Source organism: Pseudomonadota bacterium, from assembly GCA_034189865.1.
Classification (GTDB): Bacteria; Pseudomonadota; Gammaproteobacteria; order UBA5335; family UBA5335; genus JAXHTV01.
On sequence record JAXHTV010000002.1, the window covers coordinates 184879 to 208499 of the forward strand.

21 protein-coding genes are annotated in these 23621 nt (G+C 58.2%); 11 read left to right on the forward strand and 10 right to left on the reverse strand.

Features of this window, described 5'->3' with window-relative positions:
• Positions 1-91: 91 nt before the first annotated feature.
• Together rpmF and SVU69_01925 are read right to left on the reverse strand one after the other, a co-directional pair.
• Complete coding sequence (gene rpmF, locus SVU69_01920; protein ID MDY6941754.1) at positions 92-265, reverse strand: 50S ribosomal protein L32; 174 nt, start codon at positions 263-265, stop codon at positions 92-94.
• 162 nt (positions 266-427) lie between these two features.
• The gene (locus SVU69_01925) at positions 428-955 is read right to left on the reverse strand and encodes a YceD family protein (GenBank protein MDY6941755.1); all 528 of its coding nucleotides are present in this window, start codon (positions 953-955) and stop codon (positions 428-430) included.
• Between the two features lie 194 nt (positions 956-1149).
• Between SVU69_01925 and SVU69_01930 the strand changes: the two genes are divergently transcribed.
• Positions 1150-1737 carry a Maf family nucleotide pyrophosphatase gene (locus tag SVU69_01930; GenBank protein ID MDY6941756.1) on the forward strand — a complete coding sequence of 196 codons (588 nt, stop codon included), beginning with the start codon at positions 1150-1152 and terminating at the stop codon, positions 1735-1737.
• On the opposite strand, the gene SVU69_01935 is transcribed toward SVU69_01930, so the two are convergent.
• Together SVU69_01935 and radA are read right to left on the reverse strand one after the other, a co-directional pair.
• The gene (locus SVU69_01935; GenBank protein MDY6941757.1) at positions 1729-2715 is read right to left on the reverse strand and encodes an RluA family pseudouridine synthase; all 987 of its coding nucleotides are present in this window, start codon (positions 2713-2715) and stop codon (positions 1729-1731) included. The two genes, SVU69_01930 and SVU69_01935, sit on opposite strands and share 9 nt — an antisense overlap.
• Positions 2712-4064, reverse strand: coding sequence for a DNA repair protein RadA (radA, locus tag SVU69_01940; protein ID MDY6941758.1), 1353 nt, complete (start codon positions 4062-4064; stop codon positions 2712-2714). The genes SVU69_01935 and radA overlap by 4 nt, the downstream gene beginning before the upstream one ends.
• A gap of 6 nt (positions 4065-4070) precedes the next feature.
• Here radA and SVU69_01945 point away from each other — a divergent pair, with 6 nt between their 5' ends.
• Both SVU69_01945 and SVU69_01950 read left to right on the forward strand, forming a co-directional pair.
• Entirely contained in the window at positions 4071-5126 is a 1056-nt protein-coding gene (locus SVU69_01945) for a Stp1/IreP family PP2C-type Ser/Thr phosphatase (protein ID MDY6941759.1), read from the forward strand.
• A gap of 6 nt (positions 5127-5132) precedes the next feature.
• A complete protein-coding gene (locus tag SVU69_01950; GenBank protein MDY6941760.1) occupies positions 5133-5858 on the forward strand; it encodes an FHA domain-containing protein in 726 nt (241 codons plus the stop codon).
• Between the two features lie 14 nt (positions 5859-5872).
• On the opposite strand, the gene hrpA is transcribed toward SVU69_01950, so the two are convergent.
• A complete protein-coding gene (gene hrpA, locus SVU69_01955; GenBank protein ID MDY6941761.1) occupies positions 5873-9760 on the reverse strand; it encodes an ATP-dependent RNA helicase HrpA in 3888 nt (1295 codons plus the stop codon).
• Between the two features lie 100 nt (positions 9761-9860).
• On the opposite strand from hrpA, the gene SVU69_01960 reads away from it, so the two are divergent.
• Entirely contained in the window at positions 9861-10781 is a 921-nt protein-coding gene (locus SVU69_01960; GenBank protein MDY6941762.1) for an SDR family oxidoreductase, read from the forward strand.
• 9 nt (positions 10782-10790) lie between these two features.
• On the opposite strand, the gene SVU69_01965 is transcribed toward SVU69_01960, so the two are convergent.
• On the reverse strand, positions 10791-11690 hold the full coding sequence (locus SVU69_01965; protein ID MDY6941763.1) for an SAM-dependent methyltransferase: 900 nt from the start codon (positions 11688-11690) through the stop codon (positions 10791-10793).
• A 126-nt stretch (positions 11691-11816) separates the two neighbouring features.
• Between SVU69_01965 and SVU69_01970 the strand changes: the two genes are divergently transcribed.
• From SVU69_01970 to SVU69_01990, 5 genes are all read left to right on the forward strand, one after another.
• The gene (locus SVU69_01970) at positions 11817-12275 is read left to right on the forward strand and encodes a hypothetical protein (protein ID MDY6941764.1); all 459 of its coding nucleotides are present in this window, start codon (positions 11817-11819) and stop codon (positions 12273-12275) included.
• Positions 12236-12976, forward strand: coding sequence for a class I SAM-dependent methyltransferase (locus tag SVU69_01975; protein MDY6941765.1), 741 nt, complete (start codon positions 12236-12238; stop codon positions 12974-12976). The genes SVU69_01970 and SVU69_01975 overlap by 40 nt, the downstream gene beginning before the upstream one ends.
• Positions 12977-13091: 115 nt before the next feature.
• Complete coding sequence (locus SVU69_01980) at positions 13092-13568, forward strand: DUF3592 domain-containing protein (protein ID MDY6941766.1); 477 nt, start codon at positions 13092-13094, stop codon at positions 13566-13568.
• A gap of 242 nt (positions 13569-13810) precedes the next feature.
• Entirely contained in the window at positions 13811-14272 is a 462-nt protein-coding gene (locus SVU69_01985) for a globin family protein (protein MDY6941767.1), read from the forward strand.
• Between the two features lie 185 nt (positions 14273-14457).
• Positions 14458-15132: an energy-coupling factor ABC transporter permease gene (locus SVU69_01990; protein ID MDY6941768.1), complete on the forward strand. Its 675-nt coding sequence runs from the start codon at positions 14458-14460 to the stop codon at positions 15130-15132.
• A gap of 85 nt (positions 15133-15217) precedes the next feature.
• Here SVU69_01990 and SVU69_01995 read toward each other — a convergent pair whose 3' ends face one another.
• Positions 15218-16084 (reverse strand): class I SAM-dependent methyltransferase, encoded by an 867-nt coding sequence (locus tag SVU69_01995; GenBank protein ID MDY6941769.1) that lies wholly within the window; start codon positions 16082-16084, stop codon positions 15218-15220.
• Positions 16085-16201: 117 nt separating this feature from the next.
• Positions 16202-18715 (reverse strand): ExeM/NucH family extracellular endonuclease, encoded by a 2514-nt coding sequence (locus SVU69_02000; GenBank protein MDY6941770.1) that lies wholly within the window; start codon positions 18713-18715, stop codon positions 16202-16204.
• Positions 18716-19013: 298 nt separating this feature from the next.
• Here SVU69_02000 and SVU69_02005 point away from each other — a divergent pair, with 298 nt between their 5' ends.
• The gene (locus SVU69_02005) at positions 19014-20057 is read left to right on the forward strand and encodes a methyltransferase domain-containing protein (GenBank protein MDY6941771.1); all 1044 of its coding nucleotides are present in this window, start codon (positions 19014-19016) and stop codon (positions 20055-20057) included.
• Positions 20058-20083: 26 nt separating this feature from the next.
• Here SVU69_02005 and SVU69_02010 read toward each other — a convergent pair whose 3' ends face one another.
• Entirely contained in the window at positions 20084-20893 is an 810-nt protein-coding gene (locus SVU69_02010; GenBank protein ID MDY6941772.1) for a thioesterase family protein, read from the reverse strand.
• A 128-nt stretch (positions 20894-21021) separates the two neighbouring features.
• Positions 21022-21471 carry a VOC family protein gene (locus SVU69_02015; GenBank protein MDY6941773.1) on the reverse strand — a complete coding sequence of 150 codons (450 nt, stop codon included), beginning with the start codon at positions 21469-21471 and terminating at the stop codon, positions 21022-21024.
• Between the two features lie 244 nt (positions 21472-21715).
• Here SVU69_02015 and SVU69_02020 point away from each other — a divergent pair, with 244 nt between their 5' ends.
• Positions 21716-23383 carry a cytochrome c peroxidase gene (locus SVU69_02020; GenBank protein MDY6941774.1) on the forward strand — a complete coding sequence of 556 codons (1668 nt, stop codon included), beginning with the start codon at positions 21716-21718 and terminating at the stop codon, positions 23381-23383.
• Positions 23384-23621 lie beyond the last annotated feature (238 nt).

The window sequence follows — 23621 nt, forward strand, 5'->3', positions numbered from 1 at the left end:
CCGTTACAGCGAATCCCTGTAATGTACGGATCCAGATCCCGCGTCATCACCAACCACGTGAAACAACGAATGGAACCGGCATCCGGTAAATTCATTCTTTATCTAGCACTTTGCGGCCACGATAATAGCCATCAGGGGTGAGATGGTGACGGCGATGAGTTTCGCCCGTGGTCCGGTCTTCCGAAAGCGTGACGCCGCCCAATGCATCGTGCGCGCGGCGCATCCCGCGTTTTGAACGTGTTTTACGGTTTTGCTGTACGGCCATGAATTCCTGACTCCCATTTGATCCAAACTATGTAACGAACGAGCTCCCTATGCGGCAACCGGTCAGTAGCCGCCCAGCTGATGACTATCTTGAATAGCTCAACGCCGGTAACACCATAAGTGGAAGAACTCGCCTCGTATCAAATGTCGCGTAGAACACACCCTAATCGTGTTCTGAACGCCAATTTTTAAGTGCCGCGAATGGATTCTGACTCGGCTGCTCTCTACTATCGCTCTCTTCGCACTCACGCGGGATTTCCGGCGCGGGACACGACTGCCCTTCACCATGTCGGGGGAAATTCGGCAGCGCCAGTATCATCTCGTCTTCAATCAGATCTGCCAGCGTCAGGTACTCGTCATCGAGCAACAACGGCTCGGATTCCCTGGCCACCTGCGACAAATCGGCCTCATTGCTGACACACTGAAGCGTTATAGGTCGTTCCACCCGGACAACAACCGGTTCCAAGCATCGCTGGCAGGTCATAGTGACCGAACTGCGAATGAAACCGCGTATCTCCGAGCGGCCCGTGTCGTTACGCCCGAACTTCAGCTCGAACTGGACGTCACCTACGGTGTCGCAGACCATGGTTTTCACGCGCGGCAGTTCCGAAATGGCATAGCCGCCACTGAGAACTTCGCCCGCAGATACCATACGAGGAACGTCGATACGTCCCGGCAGCCCATCGCGCATAAGCGGCGTATCTTAGTCTCGCCCCCCGTCGTTGTCAAAGAAAAGCGACGCGAAAAAACCGACACAAGCCTTTGTTTTTCAATAATGGAGTCGAATCGACAAGTCCACGTACTTTAAAGGCTTCGAGCTTGACAAACTTCCGCTCAATCCCGTAGTAAATGAAACCCGCGCCACAAATCAGATGATCCTTACCCATGAACGACCAACCCACTCTCGTTCTCGCTTCGACCTCCCCCTATCGAAAGCAGTTGCTCGAACGTTTACAGATTCCTTTCAACTGTCGCGCACCGGCCGTCGATGAAACGCCCCACCCAGGAGAATCACCCGTCGACATGGTTCGCCGACTGTCCCTGGAAAAAGCGCGCGCGGCTATGAGTGAATTCAACAACGCGCTGATTATCGGTTCCGACCAAGTGGCCGTGGTGGACGGTAAATCCGTCGGCAAACCGGGAGGACACGAACAGGCAGTCCTGCAACTGCAACGGCTTTCGGGTCAGACCGTGATCTATCTCACCGGCTTGTGCCTCACCAACACGGTCACCGGGAAAAGCACAGTCGATTTGGTGGAAACGACGGTAGAATTTCGGGCGTTGAGGGACGAGCAGATCGAGAATTATTTACGGAAAGATCAGCCCTACAATTGTGCGGGCAGCTTTCGCAACGAAACCCTGGGTATCGCGCTTTGCCGTCGAATCGAAAGCGAAGACCCCACGGCTTTGATGGGACTGCCATTGATTCGTCTGTGCGATATGCTGATGGCCGAAAGTTACCCGTTACTTTGAGGTACCGCGCTTGATCGGCAGATGATCGAGCACCCCTTTCAAATCGTCCGCAAGCGGCGCGTCAAAATCTAACGGCGGATGCTGACCCAAGGCGGGGAGCGACAGCGAAACGGCGTGCAAGAACAAGCGCTTTAACCCCAGCGCCTTCATTTGACGGTTAAATTCCGGATCGCCGTAACGATCATCGCCTGCGACGGGATGTCCCTGATGGGCGGCATGGACGCGAATCTGATGGGTACGTCCGGTACTGATCTGGATCTTGACCAATGAAGAAAACGAGAACACCTGAACCACACGAAACGTGCTGGACGCCGTGCGGCCATCGGCGCTGACCCTGACGGTTCGCTCACCCCGTTCTCGATGCTCCGTGTCCAACGATGCTTGGACAACTGTCTTATCAGAAGCCCAGCGGCCCCGCGTCAAAGCCAAATAGTGCTTCTCACACGTCCCTGATTTGAACGCCGCGTGGAGTTCTCGCATGGCAACCGGCGTTTTGGCGAGAACCAAAACGCCGCTGGTCGCGCGATCGAGCCGGTGAGCCAAACTGACATCGGGGCAGTCGGGGCGCAGGTAACGAAACACTTCAATGACACCGTAGTCGACCCCCGTGCCCGCGTGCACGGGAATCCCCTGCGGCTTATTGATAACCAGCAAGCGATCATCCTCGTAAATGACGCTGCCGGCCAAGCGCTCCGTCAAACGTGAAGGCGGTGGCGACGTGGACTGCGCCGAGACGGATGCCACTCGGAGCGGAGGTACTCTCACCACATCGCCAGCACGGAGTTTGTAGTCGGGCTTGACGCGTCCTTTGTTAACCCGCACTTCGCCCCGCCGCAGGATACGGTATATGTGGGTTCGCGGTACGCCTCGCAGCTGCCCCATCAGAAAATTGTCGACCCGCTGACCGGCGCGCGATGCATCGATTTCCACATACGACACTTCGCGACGGTCGGTACCGCGCTCATCGGCTTGGGTCATAGCAGGTCCAACGCTTCCGACATCCGTCGCAGACCGATCACTTCCAATCCCTCAATCGTACGGTGACGCGGCTGGTTAGCATAAGGAACGATAGCCCGGCGAAACCCATGTTTCGCCGCTTCATTCAGTCGTTCCTCGCCATTGGGCACCGGCCGCACTTCGCCGGCCAGGCCTAACTCTCCGAACACCAGCGTATCGGCACCTAATGGTTGGTTGCGAAAACTGGACAAGACAGCCAACAGCACCGACAGATCGCTGGCGGTCTCCCCAATGCGCATACCGCCCACCACATTCACGAACACGTCTTGATTGAACATGGCCACACCCCCGTGGCGATGCAGAATAGCCAACAGCATGGCCAGACGATTTTGATCCATGCCAACCGTCACCCGCCGTGGGTTTTGTAGCGGACTCTCGTCCACCAACGCCTGAACTTCTAGCAGCATGGGGCGAGTACCTTCACGGATACAGGTGATGACACTCCCGGTCATGGGCGCCTCGTGCCGCGACAGGAAAATCGCGGAAGGGTGAGAGACTTCTTTCAATCCCCCATCCGTCATGGCAAAAACGCCCAGTTCGTTGGCCGCACCAAAGCGATTCTTCACCGCCCGAACCACGCGATAGCGGCCACCCACGTCGCTCTCGAAATACAACACCGTATCCACCATATGTTCCAGCACACGAGGCCCGGCGATGGCGCCTTCTTTGGTCACATGGCCAATGAGCAGAACGGCTGTCCCCGTCCGCTTCGCGTAGCGGACCAGTTGCGCTGTGGATTCACGAAGCTGACTTACCGAGCCGGCCGCCGATTGCAGTGTTTCGGTAAAAATGGTCTGAATGGAGTCGATGACCAGCAGCCCCGGACGGGCCTGCTCGGCCTGCGCCATGATTCGTTCAACGCAGGTTTCGGCCAGCGCGGTAATGGGAACATCGGCCACACCCAAACGCTGGGCCCGCAAATGAATCTGTTGCAACGATTCTTCGCCCGCCACATAGAGCGTGGGAAGTGCATCGTGAACGCGGGCGACGAGCTGCAATAGCAGCGTCGATTTGCCGATGCCGGGATCCCCACCTATTAAGGTTACGCCGCCGCGGACGATACCTCCTCCGAGGACCCGATCAACTTCCCGCAAGCCTGTGGACGTTCGAAGCTCTTCGGCAGATTCGAGCTCCGTCAGTCGACGCAGTGCGCTGGCTTCGCCAGCGTAACCGGACCGATGGGTAACGGCAGTGGTTGCTTGGGTCTCCTCAAGGGTATTCCAGGCCCCGCAGTCGGCACATTGGCCAACCCATTTCGGGGACTGGGCACCGCAGGCATTACACACGAACAAGGTTTTGGGCTTGGCCATACATCTGTGCAAACACGGCTGTCGGAAGTCGGCAATGGTAACACGGCGCGCGCTCGGCTCCGCGTGGCAGCTTATCGTGCCCAACGCGCATCGCCGGAAAGCCTGTCCAGCCGCCTATCGATCAACCGATGCAGGATCGAACACCCCCTGGACGAGCCCAGCGAATATTTCAACCGGCGCGCTGATCAAGCCATGAGCGACCAAAAAAAACCCAGCGCAAAACGCTTTCAGTTTACCGGCTTAAGCGACCGGGGCCGCGTGCGCGCCAAAAACGAAGACAGCATCGAGATCGATGCCGATCACAAGCTCATTGTGCTGGCGGACGGTATGGGCGGCTACCAAGCGGGAGAGGTCGCCAGCCGCCTGGCGGTGAAAAGTGTCCGTCACTACGTCAATCAAAACATTGGCGACATCAAACCCCAATGCAAAGATCCCAAAACGGGGCTGACAGCCTACAGCCGCCTATTGAGCGAGGCGATTCATTCGGCGAATCAACGCATCCTCAAGACCGCTACAACGCGCGCTGAGTACAAAGGCATGGGGACAACCATTGTGTCGGCGATTTTCTTCGGCAACTCCTTGAGCATTGCGCATGTCGGCGATTCGCGAGCATATCGGATACGCGAAAAACGTTTGGAGCGCCTGACCTTGGATCATTCGCTGCATCAGGAACTGATCTCACGTGGCGTCTTCACGCCGGAAGAAACCGCCAAGCTGGGAAATCGCAACGTGGTTACCCGAGCCTTGGGGATGGACCGCGATGTCAAAATTGATGTGGTTGAAGATGTCGTCAAACCGGGCGATGTCTATATGCTATCGTCCGACGGACTACATGATTTGGTGGGCGACGAAGTCATTGGTCGCATACTCACGCAATGGGAAGCCAGCCTGAATAGGGCCGCACAAGAGCTGATCAAGGCCGCCAACGCAAAGGGTGGACGCGATAACATTTCCGTTATTTTGGCGCGCGCTAGGGATACACAAGTGCAATCCCGAAGTACCGAAGATAACTGGTTCAAGCGCATTTTCCGGCACTTTCCGTCGCTGAATTCGGCTCGTTGATACGCTATGGCAAAGTTGATACTGACTGAAAATGGCGCTCCGATACAGGAATTCCCCGTTGACCAATCCCGGTTAACGATCGGGCGTGCGAACGACAACGACATTCCCTTGGAAAGTCGCGCCGTAAGCAGCCGCCACGCGATCGTCCACCAAACACCCGGATGCTGCGAAATCGAAGACCTGGGCAGCACTAACGGTACATTGATCAACGGACAACCCGTTAAGAAGCTGCCACTGGCCGATGGTGACATCATCACCATCGCCACCTACACCTTCGTTTTTCAGGAAGAATCGCCCAGCGAAGCGGAACTGGAAAAGACCATCGTGTTGCGTCCCGGCAACCGGGAGGCGAAAGGACTACCCAGTATCAGCAACATCCAGCGCCGCGTGGCGGCCGCCCGACGTGCGCTGGAGACGACGGACACGACCACAGAAACCGCCCCCACCAAACTTCCCCTGGCGCGCCTGGAAGTCTTGAGTGGCCGACAGGCGGGCCAGAGCATGAAGCTGGCCAAAACCCTGACCACGGTAGGCCGCCCGGGAAATCAGGTGGCGGCGATTACCCGCAGCCCAGACGGCTACACCATCTGCTACGTCCCGTCGGCGGGAGACAGCGGCAAGCCGCCGAAGGTCAATGGCAAATCCATCGGGCACGACGCGCACCGATTGAATGACAACGACGTCATCGAACTGGCGGGCATCAATATGGGTTTCTTTTGCGAGCCCAACTGAGTGAAGCGCGACGCTCACTTGAGGGCATCGGCCAGCTTCTGAAGCCGCTTTTCAGAGACGGGACGCACCGTACCCAAATCCTGGGCGAATAAGGAAACCCGGTACTCCTCGATCAGCCAACGAAACTCCCGCAACGCCTCGCGGGTCTGTGCCGCACGATCGCCCCCTTTGTTCTCATACCAAAGCCACCACTGACGAACCTGGCTCTGGGCCTGGCGATCCCGCTCAAGGCGCTGAGGCATTCTCTCCAGACGCCGACTAGCAGCCTCCAAGTAGACCTGCAGACGAGCTCGCCAAGGTGCCGGTGTTGCTCTGACAAACCCGGGATAGATCAAACGATCGATTTGATCCCGTACGTCCTGATACGCCCCCACCAAAGCCGGCGAGGCGCCCCGCTTCAGTGCTTTTAGAACTTGGTGGTAAGTCGCCAGCGTCGGTGCCACGTGTCCCGCGATGTCATTCACCGCCGGTGTCAACTGAGCACGGCCCTGAGTCAAGCAATCCCGAAACGCTGCTTCCGTGCGGGGAACGCCGTCGCCCAGAAAAACGGTGTCCATCGCCGCATAGATGATGTCGTCGCGCAAACCAGCACAATCGCCCTGAGCAGAGAAGTGCAGGCACATGGTCTGTAGCGCGGGAATATTTTTCTCGAGATACCGGATCTGTTGATGGAGCTTGAGCCGAATCAAACCGATCACGCCATGCCGAGTCGCCTGAGCCGCCGCCTCCGGCGAATCCATGAGCCGCAGATTCACACAGCCGTCTTCGGCCACGTCTAGCGCCGGATAGGCACGCAGTTGAACGCCCGCACGGGTAATTTCGACCGATTCGGGTAATTCACCAAAGTCCCACTCCTTAAGATCACAACGCTCCCACGGACTTTCAACAGTCGCACCGAAGGTTTGGCGAGCGCGGCCGCCGTGCTCACGCTGAAGCGCGCTGAGATCTCGACCCTCCGCCTGCACGTGGCCTTGTTCGTCAACCAACTCAAAGCGCATTTTTAGGTGACGGGGTACTTTCGATGGATCCCACGCGTCGCGCGGAATCTCGACCCCCGTCATACGATTCAGCTCGCCGGCAATCGCCCCGAGCAGATCTTTCTCCGGATCGTAACTCAGCGCTTCGCGAACCGCCCGTGCGAAATGTGGCGCCGGCACACAATTGCGCCGCAGCGGCTTGGGCAGACTGCGAATCAGCGCGACGATCCTCTCCTCCAGCAAACCGGGAACCAGCCACTCGAATGGCGCCGGATTGAGCTGGTTCAGTGCGGGCAAGGGAATACGAACCGTAACGCCATCGGCGTCGGTGCCCGGCTCGAGCCGATAAGCCAACGGCAACTGCAACCCCTGCACGGAAATAAAATCCGGGAACGCCACCGCGCTGGCCAATTGGACGTCGCCGCGCAACAGATCGGCCTTGGTCATCACTAACAGCGCTGGGGTTTTGGCCTCATTCTTTTTGCGCCACGTCTCGAAGGTCTTGCCGCTGTAAATATCTTCAGGGATCCGCTGGTCATAAAAATCGAAGATCGTTTCCGGATCGAACAGGACACCTTCCTGGCGGAACTTCGCCTCTTCGTTCTCCAACGATTCGATCAACGTCCGGTTGCGCGCTTGGAACACCCCCTGACTGACGTAGCCGCCAGCGCACAAGCCTTCACGAATGAAGATCTCCCGACTCGCGACCGGCTCGATGGGACCGTAGTGAACACGTCTTCGGGCGGTGAGCACCAAACCGTACAAACTGGTCTGCTCATAGGCTACGGCCTGGGCCGGCCGCTTTTCCCAGTGAGGGTCAAAATAGCTACGCTTCAGAAGATGCGAGCCGATCTCCTCGATCCACTCGGGCTCCACCCGGGCGACGCAGCGAGCATACAACCGCGCCGTTTCAACCAGTTCGGCCGCCATCAGCCACGGCGGGCGTTTCTTGAACAACGCGGAACCGGGATGAACATGAAAGCGCGTCCCCCGCGGGCCCTGATATTCACCGTCTTCGCCCTTGAAACCGATGCGGCTCAGAAGGCCCGTTAACAGGGCCTTGTGAATCGCCGCGTAGTCCGCCGGCGTCTGGTTGATTCGAAAACCGCTCTCGTTGACCGTCGCGAGCAATTCCCGGTGAACGTCCTGCCATTCGCGCATCCGCAAATAAGAGAGAAAATGCGCCTCGCAAAAAGCCCGCAAACGACTGCCCGACAAAGCCGCCGCGTCGCGATAGGCGTTCCAGAGATTCAGATAACTCAGAAAATCGGAACGCTCATCCTGAAACGGCCGCTGTGCTTCGTCCGCTTGCTGAGCGTAGTCGGCCGGCCGTTCGCGGGGATCCTGGATGCTCAGTCCGCTGACGATGATCAGTATCTCGTGTAGGCAGTGATGTTCCGCGCCGGCCAGCACCATTCGCCCTAAACCGGGATCCACTGGGAGACGGGCGAGCTCCCGACCCGGTCGGGTCAGATTCCGCCCCTCGTCTAAAGCGCCGATCTCCGCCAGCATGCGCAAACCGTCATTCACGTAACGCGAATCGGGCGGTTCGATAAACGGAAATTGATCGATGTCGCCCAGCCCCAGGGATTTCATCTGCAAAATCACACTGGCCAGGTTGGTGCGAAGAATTTCCGGCTCGGTGAACTCCGACCGACTGTGGAAATCCTCCTCGCTGTAAAGGCGCAGGCAAATCCCGGGACCGGTCCGCCCACAGCGGCCGGCTCGCTGATTGGCACTCGCCTGGGAAACCGGCTCGATGGGTAAGCGCTGGACCTTGGTGCGGTAGCTGTAACGGCTGATCCGCGCCAACCCCGGATCAATCACGTAGCGTATGCCCGGAACGGTAATGGATGTCTCGGCGACATTGGTCGCCAGCACAATCCGCCGTTGTGTGTGGGACCGAAAAACCAGATTTTGATCTCGCGCCGCCAGACGCGAATAAAGCGGCAGAATTTCCGTTTGCGGAAGCGCCCGTTTACGCAGCGCATCAGCGGTTTCCCGAATGTCCCGTTCACCCGGAAGAAAAACCAGCATATCGCCTCGACCGGCGCGGTCCAGCTCCTGCACGGCGTCCACGATGCCTTGGGTAATATCGCGACGGGACCGGTCCGGGGTGTCGTCCAAAGGCCGGTAACGGATGTCCACCGGGTAGGTACGCCCCGATACTTCAAGGATCGGGGCGTTGCCGAAGTGTCGGGAAAAGCGCTCAGGATCGATCGTCGCGGAGGTAACGATCAATTTCAAGTCGCGTCGCCGAGGCAACAACTGCCGCAAATAGCCCAGCAAAAAATCGATGTTCAGACTGCGCTCGTGGGCCTCGTCGACAATGAGCGTATCGTAAGCCGACAACATCCGGTCTTGTTGGGTTTCGGCCAGCAAAATGCCGTCGGTCATCACCTTAACGAAAGGGTCGGGCCCAAGGGACTGGCTGAAACGAACCTTGAATCCAGCCTCCTCTCCCAGCGGTGTTCCGAGTTCCTCGGCAATTCGTGTTGCCACGGTACGGGCTGCCAGACGACGGGGCTGGGTGTGCCCGATCAGCCCGCGTATGCCCTGCCCGGCCGCCAGGCACAGTTTCGGCAGCTGAGTGGTTTTACCCGAACCCGTTTCGCCGCAGACAATGAGCACCTGGTGGGATCTGATCGCTTCGATGATCTCGTCCCGGCGTTCCGAGACCGGCAGCGCAGGCGGGTATTCGAGCGTGGGCAAACGTCCGGCTCGTATCTCGCATCGCGCCAAACTTTGCTGGATGTCCCGACTGAGCGCCGCCAACCCCCGATCCGCGCTTTCACCCGCCGCGAGACGTCGTTTCAGTCCGCGCCAACGCTTTAACAGCTTGCCCACATCCGAGGTGCGACACTTGAAGATCGACTCCAAGAGCGCTTGGTGATGGTGTTGGTCGCGTAAATTCGGTGGCGTCACGTGAGTCAATCGATGCGATGCGTATGGGTCATAGGCCGGCGCTATTATAACGAGTCGTAACCGGAAGCCTCCCTTCATACGCTTTCCGTTGAGTTCTGCTATGGTTATCGATGGTCGGCAAAGCGCGCAGACGCTCCGGGTCATCGCGATCATTCACGGGGGAGAAAAAGGAATGGACACCGCCGAGGGAATGGATTTCCGAAATACGGTCTTAGTCACCGGCGCCAGCTGGGGATTGGGCTTTGAGTTAAGTAAGCAATTCGCGGCGGACGGACACGATTTGGTCCTGGTCGCCCGCAATCGCGACCGCTTGGTTGAGGTCGCTCATGAACTGAGAGGCCAATTCGGCATTCGCGTAAAGATTGTCGCCAAGAACATGGCTACCGCAACGGCCGCCCGAGAGCTTTACGACGAACTCAAAGCGCAGAGTTTTGAAATCCAGGTTCTGGTCAACAACGCCGGCTTCGGCACCTACGGGCAATTCTCCAAAACGGCGTTGGAAACCGAAGAACAGGAAATGCAACTGAACATGGTCACACCAGTGCAGATGTCGAAACTGTTCGTTCAGGACATGCTTGAGCGCCGGCAGGGACACATCGTCAACATGGCCTCCATGGCGGGCTACATTCCGGGCCCCTATATGACCATCTACTTCGCCACCAAAGCGTTTTTACTGTCATTCTCGGAAGGACTGGCCGAAGAACTCCGCGGATCAGGGGTGAAGGTCACGGCGATATGTCCCAATGTGGTCGCGACCAAATTTCAGGAGACGGCGCAGAACCAAGCCGCTTTTATCGGCGGCCGGTTCCGGCCGCTCATGGCCGACGCCACCACCACGGCCAAACAGGCCTATCGCGAGATCAAATCAGGGAAAATTGTCGGCATCCCGGGATTCACCAACAAGCTGGCTGTGGCGTTTCTGCGGCTCGTGCCCCGGTCACTGCTTCGCCGCGCTATCGTGGGCTTTCAGAAAGGTCCGGACATCGAGCCTTATCCGCCGGCAACGCCGCCTCGCTCCTAGGATAAACGCTTATCCGTTGCGGGCCGTGAGGTAGTGGATGTGTGGCAGCACTGTTGTCAGATCGCGCCTGTCGCGCAGATAGCGCGCCTCCACTGCCTCCGGCCCCAACCTTTCTAACACGTGAAAATCACGTGCTGACAGGAAGCTTTCGACCACTCCGTGCGACATGCCGCTTTGCAACGGCTCCCCGAATGCACGGGCGATGAATAAAGTTTTGGCCAAAAGCGCGGGTAGCTTCTCACCCGAAAACGGTTTCGGATCCATATAGTCAAACACCAACCAACTGCCGGGTGCGGCACAACGGGTGATGTCATCGATGACGGACTCGGCCGCTTCCCGGCTGAGATAGTAAGCCGTTCCCAGCCAGGAGAAAAAGGCCGGTTTTTCAACCTCGAATCCCGATTGCAGTAAGCGGGTGCGCAGGGAGTCGTGCTGAAGATCGACCGGCACGTAAATCACGTTTTGGGGCTCATTCAGACCCAGCGCTCGAGCACGTGCGCGTTTACTGGCCTGAGCGGCGGGCTGATCCACCTCGAATACCCGCAACCGCGCCGCCAAATTCGGGTGCCGCCAAACGAAAGAATCAAATCCGGCACCCAACATGACGTACTGTGTCACCCCCGCAGAAATCGCTCGTGTCAGTTGTTCCTCGTTATAACGCCCGCGCGTCACCATCGTGGCCTCACCGGCCAGAAACGTGAGGTGAAAACCGGTCAGGCGACCCGACCAACGCCCTACCGGCGTTTGTACCATGAGCTTGTAGTTCGGGTTCAAAAACCCGAAAGCGTACGGGTCATTGAACACCAGCGGTGTGTGGCCGTTTATACGGTGATCGGCCCGTGCCTGAGCGGAAACTTCCGCCATTCGGCTCCCTGCCAAACCCAGTCGGCGTAATAGCGTCGTCCTCAATCCCAACGGTCTCTCCTCTTCGCATCACTGCGCGGGCTGATCTCACACGCCCGATTTGCGCTTAAAATGGACCCAAACATGCGGTCATAGAATCGCAACACCCAAACAACGAGGAGCAACCCAGCCATGACGGTTCAAAACCATAAATCGCACTACCTCGGGCTGGTGTCCCCCCGGGCCGTTTTATATGGTGTCATGGCCTATCTCTTCGGTACCGTCGTAGTCAGCATTTCCATTTCTGGCGCCACTCGGGCCTACCTGAGCGCACAGGGTATGGACGAGGCGCGTATTCGCGCATTTTTCGGCGAGCAATTCGACTCCCCCCTTTTTGTGCTGATTGGCTTTTTGCCTTCACTGTTGGTATTTGCCATCGCTGGATTCGTTTCGGCCCGGGCCGCCCGGAAACTGCCCTATTGGCATGCTTTGGCGACGATTTTGGTCGCTCTGGCGTTTAGTTTCGCCCCGGTGATCTCACAGGTACCTGTTTGGTTCACATTCATGAACCTGATCGGTGCCGTCATCGCCGCGCTGGCCGGGGCCTATTGGTGTCAATCCCGGTTCCCTACCTCGTCGGCGAGCGGCTGACACTGAGCCAATACGCCACCGTGGCAAAGTTTACCAACCCCTACGGCGACCACCCCATTCCCACGACCGGAAACCACGGCCTGGACATCGGTGGGCAACGAACGGATGAACTCGATCAGAGCTGCCTGGACTTTGCCCGCACCCTTCAATCGCCTGCCCCGACAGCCGTCGACTTGGGCTGCGGCCAGGGCCGAATGAGCATCGCCCTGGCTGAACTCGGCGTTCGTTGTTGGCTGGTCGATCAAGCACCTCCCTCACCGGTTTTGCAAGCCAGAATCACCGACCCAGCTTCTCACCTGCGGTATCTTCAGTGTGAGATTGGCGCACTGGATGCCGATTCGCTCCCCACGAGCATCGATATCTTGTTCTCCCAACGCTTTATCCACTATTTGGCATATCCGGATGCGGTGCGTGTCTTGAACGCGCTCTCAGCGCGTCTACGCCTGGGCGCACGGCTGTTTTTGTCGGCGTCGGGTCTTCACTCCGAGTTGGGCGAAGACTATCCAGCGCACAACGCCGGCATCAATCATCGAATGGCTTTGTTGTCCGAGCCCATGGCTCAAAAACACCAGATCCATGTGCCGGTTTGCTTGTACACGACAGCCGATCTGGCAGCGCTGTCCGATCAAGCCGGGCTCTTTCCCGTACGTATCTGGCGATCGCCCTTTGGCAACATCAAAGGAATTTTTGAAAAACCCTAGTTAAGTATCTGTCATTGCGGACGATTACCACCGTAGGGACACCCAAAAAGTCGACAGCAAGCGTGTCGACTTAACGCGGTTGTCCATCCGATCGGGGGCGTTGCACGAACCTAAGATGGCAGATCCGAAGCAATCCAAGCACACAGATATTATCAGTACCGTCTTGCACGGTGGCTTTATCGCCACAGGTGCCCTGCTATTGTGCCTCGGTATTGCACTGCACCGGCAACAGGCGTTGATGACGCATGACGCCGTGCGCGCCGAGGGCACCGTGACAGCGTTCGTCGCCGATCCACGCCCCGCAAGCGATTCGGATCGCACGCAGCTCGTTCCGGTGTTTCATATCCAGCGAATCACCGAAAAAGACCTGATATTTCTCGGAACCGTCGCCGGCAGTCATTGGTCGAAATATCACGTTGGAGACTCGGTTCGGGTGCTCTACAACCCCGACGAGCTGGAAGATGCGCGAATCGAAAACTTTCCGCGCACCCGTTATGCGTATGTGTTCTATTACCTGCTTGGCACCCTCGCGATCACGCTGGCCCTGTCCAGTTTGCTTCGAAAATTGCGCCCCAACCCCCCGCGGGACTAGGTCGGCCTAAAAACCGACCGAAATGATTCGCCCCACGATGGGGCTCCTCTCTAATTACGCGCCCTATCTTCGCGCAGATTCCAGTCTATCAGTGCTCTTTTTTGGCCATTTACATAATCGAAATGCTGGCCCGGTTATTGCTAAACTGGGTGACAGCGCATGCATTGCAAACCGGCCAGGCCGGAGACGCAGCATAGAATGACTGACTTTTTGCGCCCGACCGTTATAGAAGGACACTGAAGATGACTCCGGAACAAATTACGCTGATCAAAGAAAGCTGGGCCAAGGTCGAGCCCATCTCCGACCAGGCTGCCGAGCTTTTCTACGGACGACTGTTCGAAACAGAACCGAGCGTAAAACCGTTGTTCAAAGGCGACATGGAATCACAAGGCCAGAAACTGATGACGATGATCGGTGTCGCGGTTAACGGCTTGGACAAATTGGATGAGATCGTCCCGGCCGTTCAAGACCTGGGCCGACGGCACGTCGGGTATGGCGTCAAAGACGAACATTATCCCGTTGTCGGTGCGGCGCTGCTCTGGACCCTTGAGAAGGGACTCGGGGATGCCTGGAACGACGACCTCAAAGCCGCATGGGCGGAAGCCTATGGCATTTTGTCATCCACCATGATTGCGGCCACGAAAGAGGCCGAACCTGAAAAACCCAAAGGTCTGATGGGGCGACTGAAGAAAATGTTCGCCTGACAAATCAATTGCCGATAACAAAAACCTCCTGAAAATCCGTCACGACTCTACCCCACCGCGCCCATCGGAGTGGGGTTTTTTTTGCCCGTGATCAATACTTTACGAGTGGGATTATCGTGCTATTCTTAGACAAATGATGACTGATGGGGCCGCTAGAGCCCCAACAACGAGGGGACATTACGGAGATGGCTATCCTGGGCGTTTCCGGCATCGGCTTTTGGCTCAGCCATGCCATCGCTTTATCGGCTGTGGCCTATGCTGCGTATAGCGCGGACTGGTCACGCCTCAAAAACTCACAACTGCAACATGTGTTCTTCGCCAGCTGTCTGCTGATCGGACTCATGTGGACCATGCGAACTGAGGTTTTGCCGCCGATCAGTTTGCATTTCTTCGGCGTGACGACACTCACATTAATGATGGGCTGGCGTATGGCGACGGTAGGCGCGGCGCTGGCCGTATTGGTCGCCGGCGTGTTTCAGGGCCAAGCCTGGCATACGATCGCCACTGACTATTTGATTTTGGGGCTGGTCCCCGTTCTGCTTTCTCAAGCGGTACTGCTGGTGGTCACTCATAAGCTTCCCGCCAACATCTTCGTGTATATTTTCGGGGGCGCCTTCGTCGGTTCCATGATTGCCGCTATCGGCGGCGGATTGCTGGAATTCACTTTGGCGCCTACCCTGTCCGCTGATGCCGCGACACTGGCGTTGGCAGACTACGTCGTGATTCTGCCGCTGCTGTTGTTTGGCGAGGGTTTTCTTAACGGTGCGTTTGTCACCATGCTGGTGGCCACCCGGCCTCAGTGGATATTGACCTTCGACGATGCTCGCTATCTCTACGGCAACAACGAGACGGGGCAGTAGATAGGCGGGCGAACAGACGCGACGGCTGGCCCGCGACACTCGCGCCCTATGGCAATGCGGCAGCAGAAAGAGCATCCAGGGACGGTCAAGCGGCTGGATTTCGCGCAGTGATAAACCACGTGCTGGAAGGTCCCCACACCTCACCGTTCCGTAGATAGGGTCGGAAAACTTCCCCTAACGCCTCGCGCACTTGCGGTAAACGCCGCTCGCCCTCTTCTCCCGCCAAGCGAATAATTTCACCCGCCGGCCCCAGTGCCATGGCGAATTCAACCGCTTCGTCAATGCTGTGCCCGATGCAGATATCGGCATCGAAACGCTCAAACCGAATACGGTCGAAACCCACACTGCGCAACATGGAACTCACCATATCGGGCCCGGACATGGAGAACGGCCCTGGGCCGCAATGCACCTGGTCGGTCTCGTCGTGGGACACCACAGGTACCAGCTCCCGAACGCACATCTCCGCTTCATACAACCAGGTGTTGTCCTCCCGCTTACGCCATACGATTTGCGTAAATTCACCGCCCGGTTTCAGCGCCCGGCGTATATTGGCCATGGCCGCCCCGGGCAAGGCAAAGAACATCGTGCCGAATCGCGCAAAAACCGCATCGTACGGGCCATGCAGATCGTCTCGTTGAACGTCGGCCACCAAAAACTGGGCGTTGCGGGTCTTTCGAGTTTCAGCGGCCGCGCGCGCTTCGCGAACGAAGTTTTCGGCACAGTCAGCGCCGACGGCCAGACCATCGGGCGCCACCTGTTGTGCGATGCGAAGCGTGCTGTCGCCGAAACCGCAGCCGACATCCAACACACGTTGCCCCGGCTGGTACATATCGCGGGAGAAAACTTCATTGCTGTGGGCGGACAAGCCGTCGACGAGCAAGTGTTTGAAACGGGAGAACTTATCAAAAAGTATCGTATCCCAAGCGTCGACGATGATCTGGTTCTCATCCATGATCGATAATCCCAATGGCTGGCGGTCGCCACACCGTAGCAACGAGCGCATACCGACGCAAACGGTGGGCTTCCCTGCCCCGGTTCTGTCCGATGCGTCGGTCTCCCAACCAGATCGCTAGAGCGACTCGGCGCAGTCGCTCAGCCACAGGCGCACGTCGCGAAAATTCACCCGTCCGTCATCGTTCAAATCGGCTGCCCCGATGGGCCAGGGATAACCCGAGCGCTCCAGCCAGTAAGCGACGAAAATGAATGCCAAGTCCCGTTCATCGGTCGCCTGATCGCCGTTCACATCGCAGAAAGAAACACTCCCGCCCAAAGCCAAATCGACAATCAGCGGATCGTGATCCGAGGCCCGATAAGGGTCGGCGTTGTAGAGCGAACCCACCTGTCCGGGCGAGAGGAACTCCTCGTTGTAGTCCAGAACGCGAGGTTCGTCGGCATTGATATGCCACTCCGTGGCGGCGTGAACCTGGCCCGCCAGCGAGGGCGTTGCCAACGCATGATCAAGCGAGCCCGATTGCCCCATAAATATGTAGCTGTAGGCGCTATCGCCCAGCGACTGCTCGATGAGATTCACGTATCCACCCGTAACGATGGCGTCGACAGGATCTTCTTTGGCATAGGCGTTGAGATCCCCGATGATCAACACGTCCGAATCACCGCTTCCGGTGGGATCGGTCGCAAGCCAGTCGACCTGCGCTTGGGCCGCCGCTGTCCGGGTGAGGTTGCAGTTGCCTTGGCCATCGCCGGTATCCGGGTCGCCCAGGTCATCGCAATCCGACCCCTTGGACTTGAGGTGATTGACCGCCACCGTGAGTCGCTCTCCGTTCTCCACAGATTCGAATGTCTGCGCCAAAACCGGTCGGTTTTTAGTATCCACAAAGCGCGGATCGACCGTACCATCGAGAATGGCCGATGCGCCCGTCGGCGTCACGGTGCCGGGGCGGTAGATCAAACCCACCGTAATTTGGTCGGTCCCAATCTGCGAGACGCCGGGATCCACAAATGCATAGGTGTCGCCACCCGCCACCGCATTGAGTCGATCGACCAGGCCGGCGATGGCGGACTGTGGTCCGTAACCATCATTTTCGAGTTCGATCAAACCCAGAACGTCGGCCTCCAGCTCAATGATCGCGCTCACGATCTTGTCGCTCTGGCGCTCGAACTCGCTGACGCTGTCGGCCCCGCGAGCGGTGGGGAATCCACCGCCGGCACCGTCGCCGTTGAAATAATTCAACACGTTGAAACCAACCACCCGGAGATGTTCCTCGCCTTTTTCCGGCGCACCGGATCGTGCATTGGTAGGGCTAAAGACCGGCTCAACGGTGGGTTGCAGGCGATAACGGCCGAAGCCATAGCTGAGAACGCCCTCAAGCCCTGACACCGTATCGCCCACGCGAGCGGTGGTGAATGCCGACAAGCCAGTCGGCGTGGGGTATACGATGGGGTCCGGATTCTGATCGGTACTGCCGTCGTCCAACAGCAATCGCTTGAGGGCATTGGCGTCGGCCAATGCCAGTGCCGCCGGACCCGGCTCGACCACCTGCGTCGGTTGCATCAAACGCTCGGTGGCCAAGTCCAACTCTCCAAACCGGCCGAGGTTGAAATTCTCCGTAATCACCAGCGTTTGCTCCACCACAACACGCATGCCTTCGTAGCGTTCCAGATCGGAAACATCGGTGAGCGGCAAACTGATGGTTGCAGGTGTGGCGGTGGATGCGGCCTCGCATTGCCGTACCGAGCTGACATTGATGAGCTGCGTCAGATCGAACGACTCGGCGACTTGTCCGGCAACCCGGACCCGGTCACCGATATTCACTTGGTCGCTGGCCGATGTGGCCACAAAAATGCCTTCGGACGTCGCCGAATCGCCGTCCTGGTCCGTGTCTTCTTCTTGCACGAAAAATCCGCCGAGACGATCCGAGCCTTCGAAATCACCAACGACGATACCTTCGATCTCAACCGCCTGGCCGACAAGAGGACTCGTCTGCCCACTGCCCTGGATGGCGGAAATCAGTTCCGCCGGGTCACCGCATTCTCCCAACACCGGGGGTTCCTGGGGTTCACCGAAAACCTGGTCGGTGTTGCACTGACCGAAACTGCTATTCGTCGGGCCCGTCCAGGAGAAGTCTTCCGAGGTTTGACCGGTTCCGGTTAATTGCAGCGAAGCACCCACCGGGGTGCTGCTGGTTTCGGCAACGGCGATATCGACGCTGGTCAGGCCCACCGCCGTGCCGCCCAGGGCCTCGAAACTGCCTTCGTAACTGATGAACTGCATAACCGCACCGCTGTCATCGATTAGCGCAATGCCGTCCGGTGCGCCGTTTTGGATGCCGTTACTCGGAAAATCGACCACCTGAACGCCCAAACCGTCACAACGGTCGGGCAAGACCCCACTCAAATCCACCGTGCCGTAGGGCGCACGCACCGAACTGGAACCGTTGTATAACTCGAGTGTCCAGCCGGTCAGGTCCGTGCCGGCCGGGCCTGCGATTTCGATCGCCTCGCCGCTGTCCGTGCCTTCGTTGTCGTAATGGAATTCATTAACGAAAACAGAACTGGCGTGAACGGGTAGGGTCACTATCAGGCCCGCGAATGCAGGCCCGACATACCGTCGCAGGTGGATCATTGCGCTTCCTCACGATCGTCGGCTTAGGGCGGTTTGGCGGTACACGCCAAAAAGACTCACCCTAGGGGGCGGTTATGACCGATTCGTGAGCAATCAATGACGAACTAATGACCGGAAGCGGTTCCCGCGGGAACTCCAACGGAAAAGGATCGAATTTGGTCAGCTCGTCGTCGGGCTGACTGCGGATGCCCTCGCCCTCGGTGACAATCCTGTAATCTTCGGAGCGACCGGCAAGAAAAACGGCGCAGAGTGGGTCTTGATGTATGAATAGGTCGCGATGGGCGGCAGGAGGATGGTCGTGCTAGAAGACGTTAAGCGATACTACGGCGAAACCCTAACCGGCAGCGAGGATCTGAAAACCAACGCCTGCTGCACGCCGACGGGTTTACCACCCGAGCTGAAGGCAATCCTGTCCGAAATCCACGAAGCGGTCGCAACGCGTTACTATGGATGCGGACTGGTGATTCCGCCCCAGCTGGAAAACACCCGGGTATTGGATCTCGGTTGCGGCGCCGGGCGGGATTGCTACCTGCTCTCCCGTTTGGTGGGAGAAAACGGCGAGGTGGTCGGTGTCGATATGACCGAAGCCCAACTGGCCGTCGCCCGCGCCCACTTGGACTACCATACCGAGCGGTTCGGCTACCGGCACGCCAACGTGCGCTTTGTGCAGGGATACATCGAACAGCTTGATCAGCTGGGGCTGGGAGAGGACCAGTTCGACGTCATCGTTTCCAACTGCGTACTCAACCTCTCGCAGGACAAGCACGCCGTCTTGGCCCAAGTCCACAGACTGTTGAAGCCCGGCGGCGAATTTTACTTCTCCGATGTGTACACCGACCGTCGAGTCCCCACCGAACTAACCCAAAACCCCGTGCTGTACAGTGAGTGTTTAAGCGGCGCGTTGTATTGGAACGACTTTCTCGAGCTCGCCGGAAACGCGGGATTTGCCGATCCCCGGTTGGTGGAAAACCGGCCACTCACCATCAGCGAACCGGAGATTCTTGCTCAATTGGGGGGTATTCAGTTCTGTTCCGCGACCTATCGGCTGTTCAAGATTCCGGGGTTAGAAACCACGCGTGAAGACTATGGCCAATCCGTGCGCTACCGGGGCGGTGTAACGCATGTCCCCGACCGTTTTCGACTCGACGCCGACCACGTGTTCGACAGGGGACGGATCGATCCGGTATGCGGCAATACCTTTCGGATGCTCAAGGAATCACGCTTTGAGCCCTATTTTGATTTCTTCGGCGACCGGCGCACCCATCTCGGCGCCTTCGGCATCGACAATCGACGCAACCCTTTCGGTGCGACGGTCGATTCATCGGCGCAAAACTGCTGCTAGGTATCGCGCCTTCGCATCGGCATTGCTCAACCGCTAAACGCGCGGGTTACCAAAGACTGCGTCACATGGCCGATGGTGCCGTGGGTGTCGTAGAGTTTGGTTTCCGTGGTGCCGAAGCCGGTGGGCTGAATACTCGTGCTCGATTGCAGGCAAATCCATTCGCCTTCGGGATAACGGTGCAGGTGCATGTCGATATCCGCATTGATACAGGCCACCTTGCCCCCCAGATACACCTGGCCCAAGCCGTTGCCGAAGTCCGACATCATGCCCATGTAGCTGATTGAGGTGTTCTCCTGCCCTTGAACCACGTCGGCGTTGATTCTCAGCCATGCGGTGCCTTCCCCACGGAACTGAAAGCCGCCCACCACCTTCGCATCCACCGCGAAATTGAGCCCCGGCGGAAGCTTTTTCGCATCCTTGGGCGCGCTACCCAGAAAGCCCGAGATGTCGATCCCGTCCGGTCCCTCGGGCGTATCCGACGGCACACGGGCGTAATCCGGCAATTCAACTTCCTGCACACGCGCCCGCAGGCCGGTGGCCCGGGCGACCTCCACCCCTTCGGCCATCAATCGCGCCTGAATCACAGAGATGCGCTTTCCATCCCGGACTTTGTCCAGCTCAACCCGGACGGGCACACGTGGTGCCGGGCGAAACAAATCGTTGGTGATGCGAACGAATCGCATATCCGGGTTGGGGTCGAAATGATCCAGTGCGTGAGCGAGAATTCCGGCGATAGCGCCTCCATGAAGCAACCCGGAATCCCAAGGTGAACAGGTTCGCAGACTGGGAACGTAAAGATCCCCGTCGCGCTCGTAAAGTGGTTCCCTCGTTGACATAGCAATCCTTTGACTCAATTCCCTGTTATCCGCAAGCAAGGCAATCCGCTACCGATGCCGGAAGGCGAAACGAAGAATATTACCTTGTCGGAGATGGCAAGAAAATCGACGCCGAAAACGAAAGGGGGTTAAACGCGAATGTCTTCCGTGATGGAACGCTCGTGCACCGAAACACGATGGCCGTCGGGGTCTTCCACCACGAACTGCCATCCCGCTTGGGGATCGAAATGTAAGTAACGGTTAATGGTGGCGCCGGCAGCGCTGACTCGGCGATAACAAGCATCCACCTCGTCCACCGCGAGCTGGGTCTCGCAACACGCCCGCCGTTGACCGGGGACCAAACGAAGACGCGAGCCGGCTTCGTCTCGGAGTTGTACCGACTGATCGGCCCGCTCCGGTTTAATCACCTGTAGCCCCATGACTTCCTGGTAAAACCGCACCGAGCGGTTTAAATCAGCGACGGCAAAATCCTCTTGCCTGCGACATTGGGCTGAATAGCTGGAATTTTCCTTGATGCCCACCTGGTTGGGTCTCAGTGACGCCGTGTGTCCGGCGCTGCTAATAATGGCACCATTCATTCGCGTTTGCCACATCCAACAAGCAGATTTTTAGCGTGGATCACCCGCCGTATACACGTCGGCTGCTCGAGACCCGGCCCGATCCGCGAGATAACAAAACACCCCACCTAAACGAAATAGTTTTACAAATAATAATAATTATCATTACTATCTCAGCTTCTCGTGATCTCTCGGTCGGTCACCATGTCGACCACCCATCATCTCTCGGCAGCTCAAGGATGAAACGGACACAGGAGTGTATTCGATGAAACTGCGCACGCTGATCGTACTGTTTGTTTGCCTGCCCGCCCTTTGGCCCGTGGGATCGACAGCTTCCGAAGCGCCCGACCCCGCCGAGATACAGATGGGCGAACGCCTGTTTCTCGAAACCCGATTCGCCCAGTTTTTCTTCGCCAACGGCACCGGCGGCGATCCCGCCTTGGATACCACCGAAACCACCGCTGCCCCCTTGCCGGGGCCATTCGCCGGGGAAAGCATGAATTGCCGCGCGTGCCATCTGGTGGACGAGCACCTGGAAGCAACCGAAGGCGGCATGCGCAGCTACGGCGATTTCGCGCGCCGCAGCCCCATCCCGGCGCGGGAAGATGGCAAAACCCACACCGTGCGAAACTCCCCGCCCCTGGTCAACGCCTCGCTCCCGCGCTTCGGTGGCGCCTTATTCCACTTCGACGGTGAGTTTCCCACCATGCCGGATCTGGTCAAAGGCACCCTGACCGGCCGCAACTACGGCTGGTTACCGACCGAATACGATCAGGCCGTGAGCCACATTGCCGAGATAATCCGCAATGACGATGGCAGCGGGGATTTAGCGCAAGAGTTCGGCGGCCCCTACCGCATCGTGTTGGCCGGTACCGACCCGTCGCTACCGGAAGCGCTCCGGCTCCCACCGGAATTCAGAATCGACACCGAAACCGCCAGCGACCGGCAAATTCTCGATGCGGTGGCGAAGCTCATCGCCGCCTATGTTGAAGACCTCACCTTCGAACAGGACCCGACCGGCCAGTTCGTCGCGTCTCCGTACGATCTGTTCCTGGCGAAAAATGGCTTGCCACGCGGGCCAGCAGAAGGTGAATCCCCGCAAAAATACAGCCGCCGTCTGGCACGGCACTTGGCCTTTCTCCGCAAGCCGATATTCGTCTCGCCAGACGAGGGTGAATTTGCCTTTCACGACCAACCGTTCGTGTTCGGCGAACAGGAGCTGAAAGGCATGCGAATATTCTTTCGCGAGGCGGACCCCATGGGCATTAACTTTCCCCCCGCGATCCCAGGCGCCACCGGCAACTGCGTTGCCTGCCACACCGCGCCGGCTTTTACGGACTTCGGCTTTCACAACACCGGCGCAACGCAGCGCGAGTATGACGAACACCATGGCCCCGGCGCTTTCGCACAACTCAAGCTCCCTTCGCTGCTCGTGCGTAATCTCCAAGCGGACATGTACTTACCGGCCAACGCTGCAAACCCCGACTCCGCAGAAATATTCCTGCGCGTGCCGGACGCCAACCGCCCGGGCGAAACGGATTTGGGCGTGTGGAATATGTTTGCCAATCCCACCATCCCGCGGCCGCAAGTCAAACTCTGGACCACGCTTTGCCGCCAAAGCCTGCGAGAAGCCATCAAGATGCGGGAATCCTCACCGGCTCGGCCGTGCTCCCCTTCAACCCTGCTGAACCGCTCCGTGGCCGCCTTCAAGACACCGGGTCTGCGCGACTTGGGGCACTCTGCCCCGTACCTGCACACTGGGCAGTTCGATTCCCTTGAAGACGTGATCGAGTTCTACATCGACAGTGCCAAGCTGGCGCGTACGGGGGATTTGGTCAATGCCCCAGCGGAGCTGGCCGACGTTGATTTGGCTGCGGAAAACATCCCGGCCCTGACCGCTTTCCTGCGGGCGTTAAACGAAGACTACGAATAGCAACATCGGCGGCGGCAACCATTGGCATGGTCCAAGCAGGCTGACTTCTGCAACCCCTTTGATGGGAGCAGTCGGATGAGCTTAGCCAAGATGCCGGGTCAACTGGACTTGGCCCGGCCGTGTTCGTCCACAACGCCTATCTCGAACAAGGTCTGGTTGGAGATGGTCATGGGGGTTTGGATTACACTCCCCCGCCGCTTCATCCGGGCTATGGCCTGCTCCCATTCGGCATCTTGGT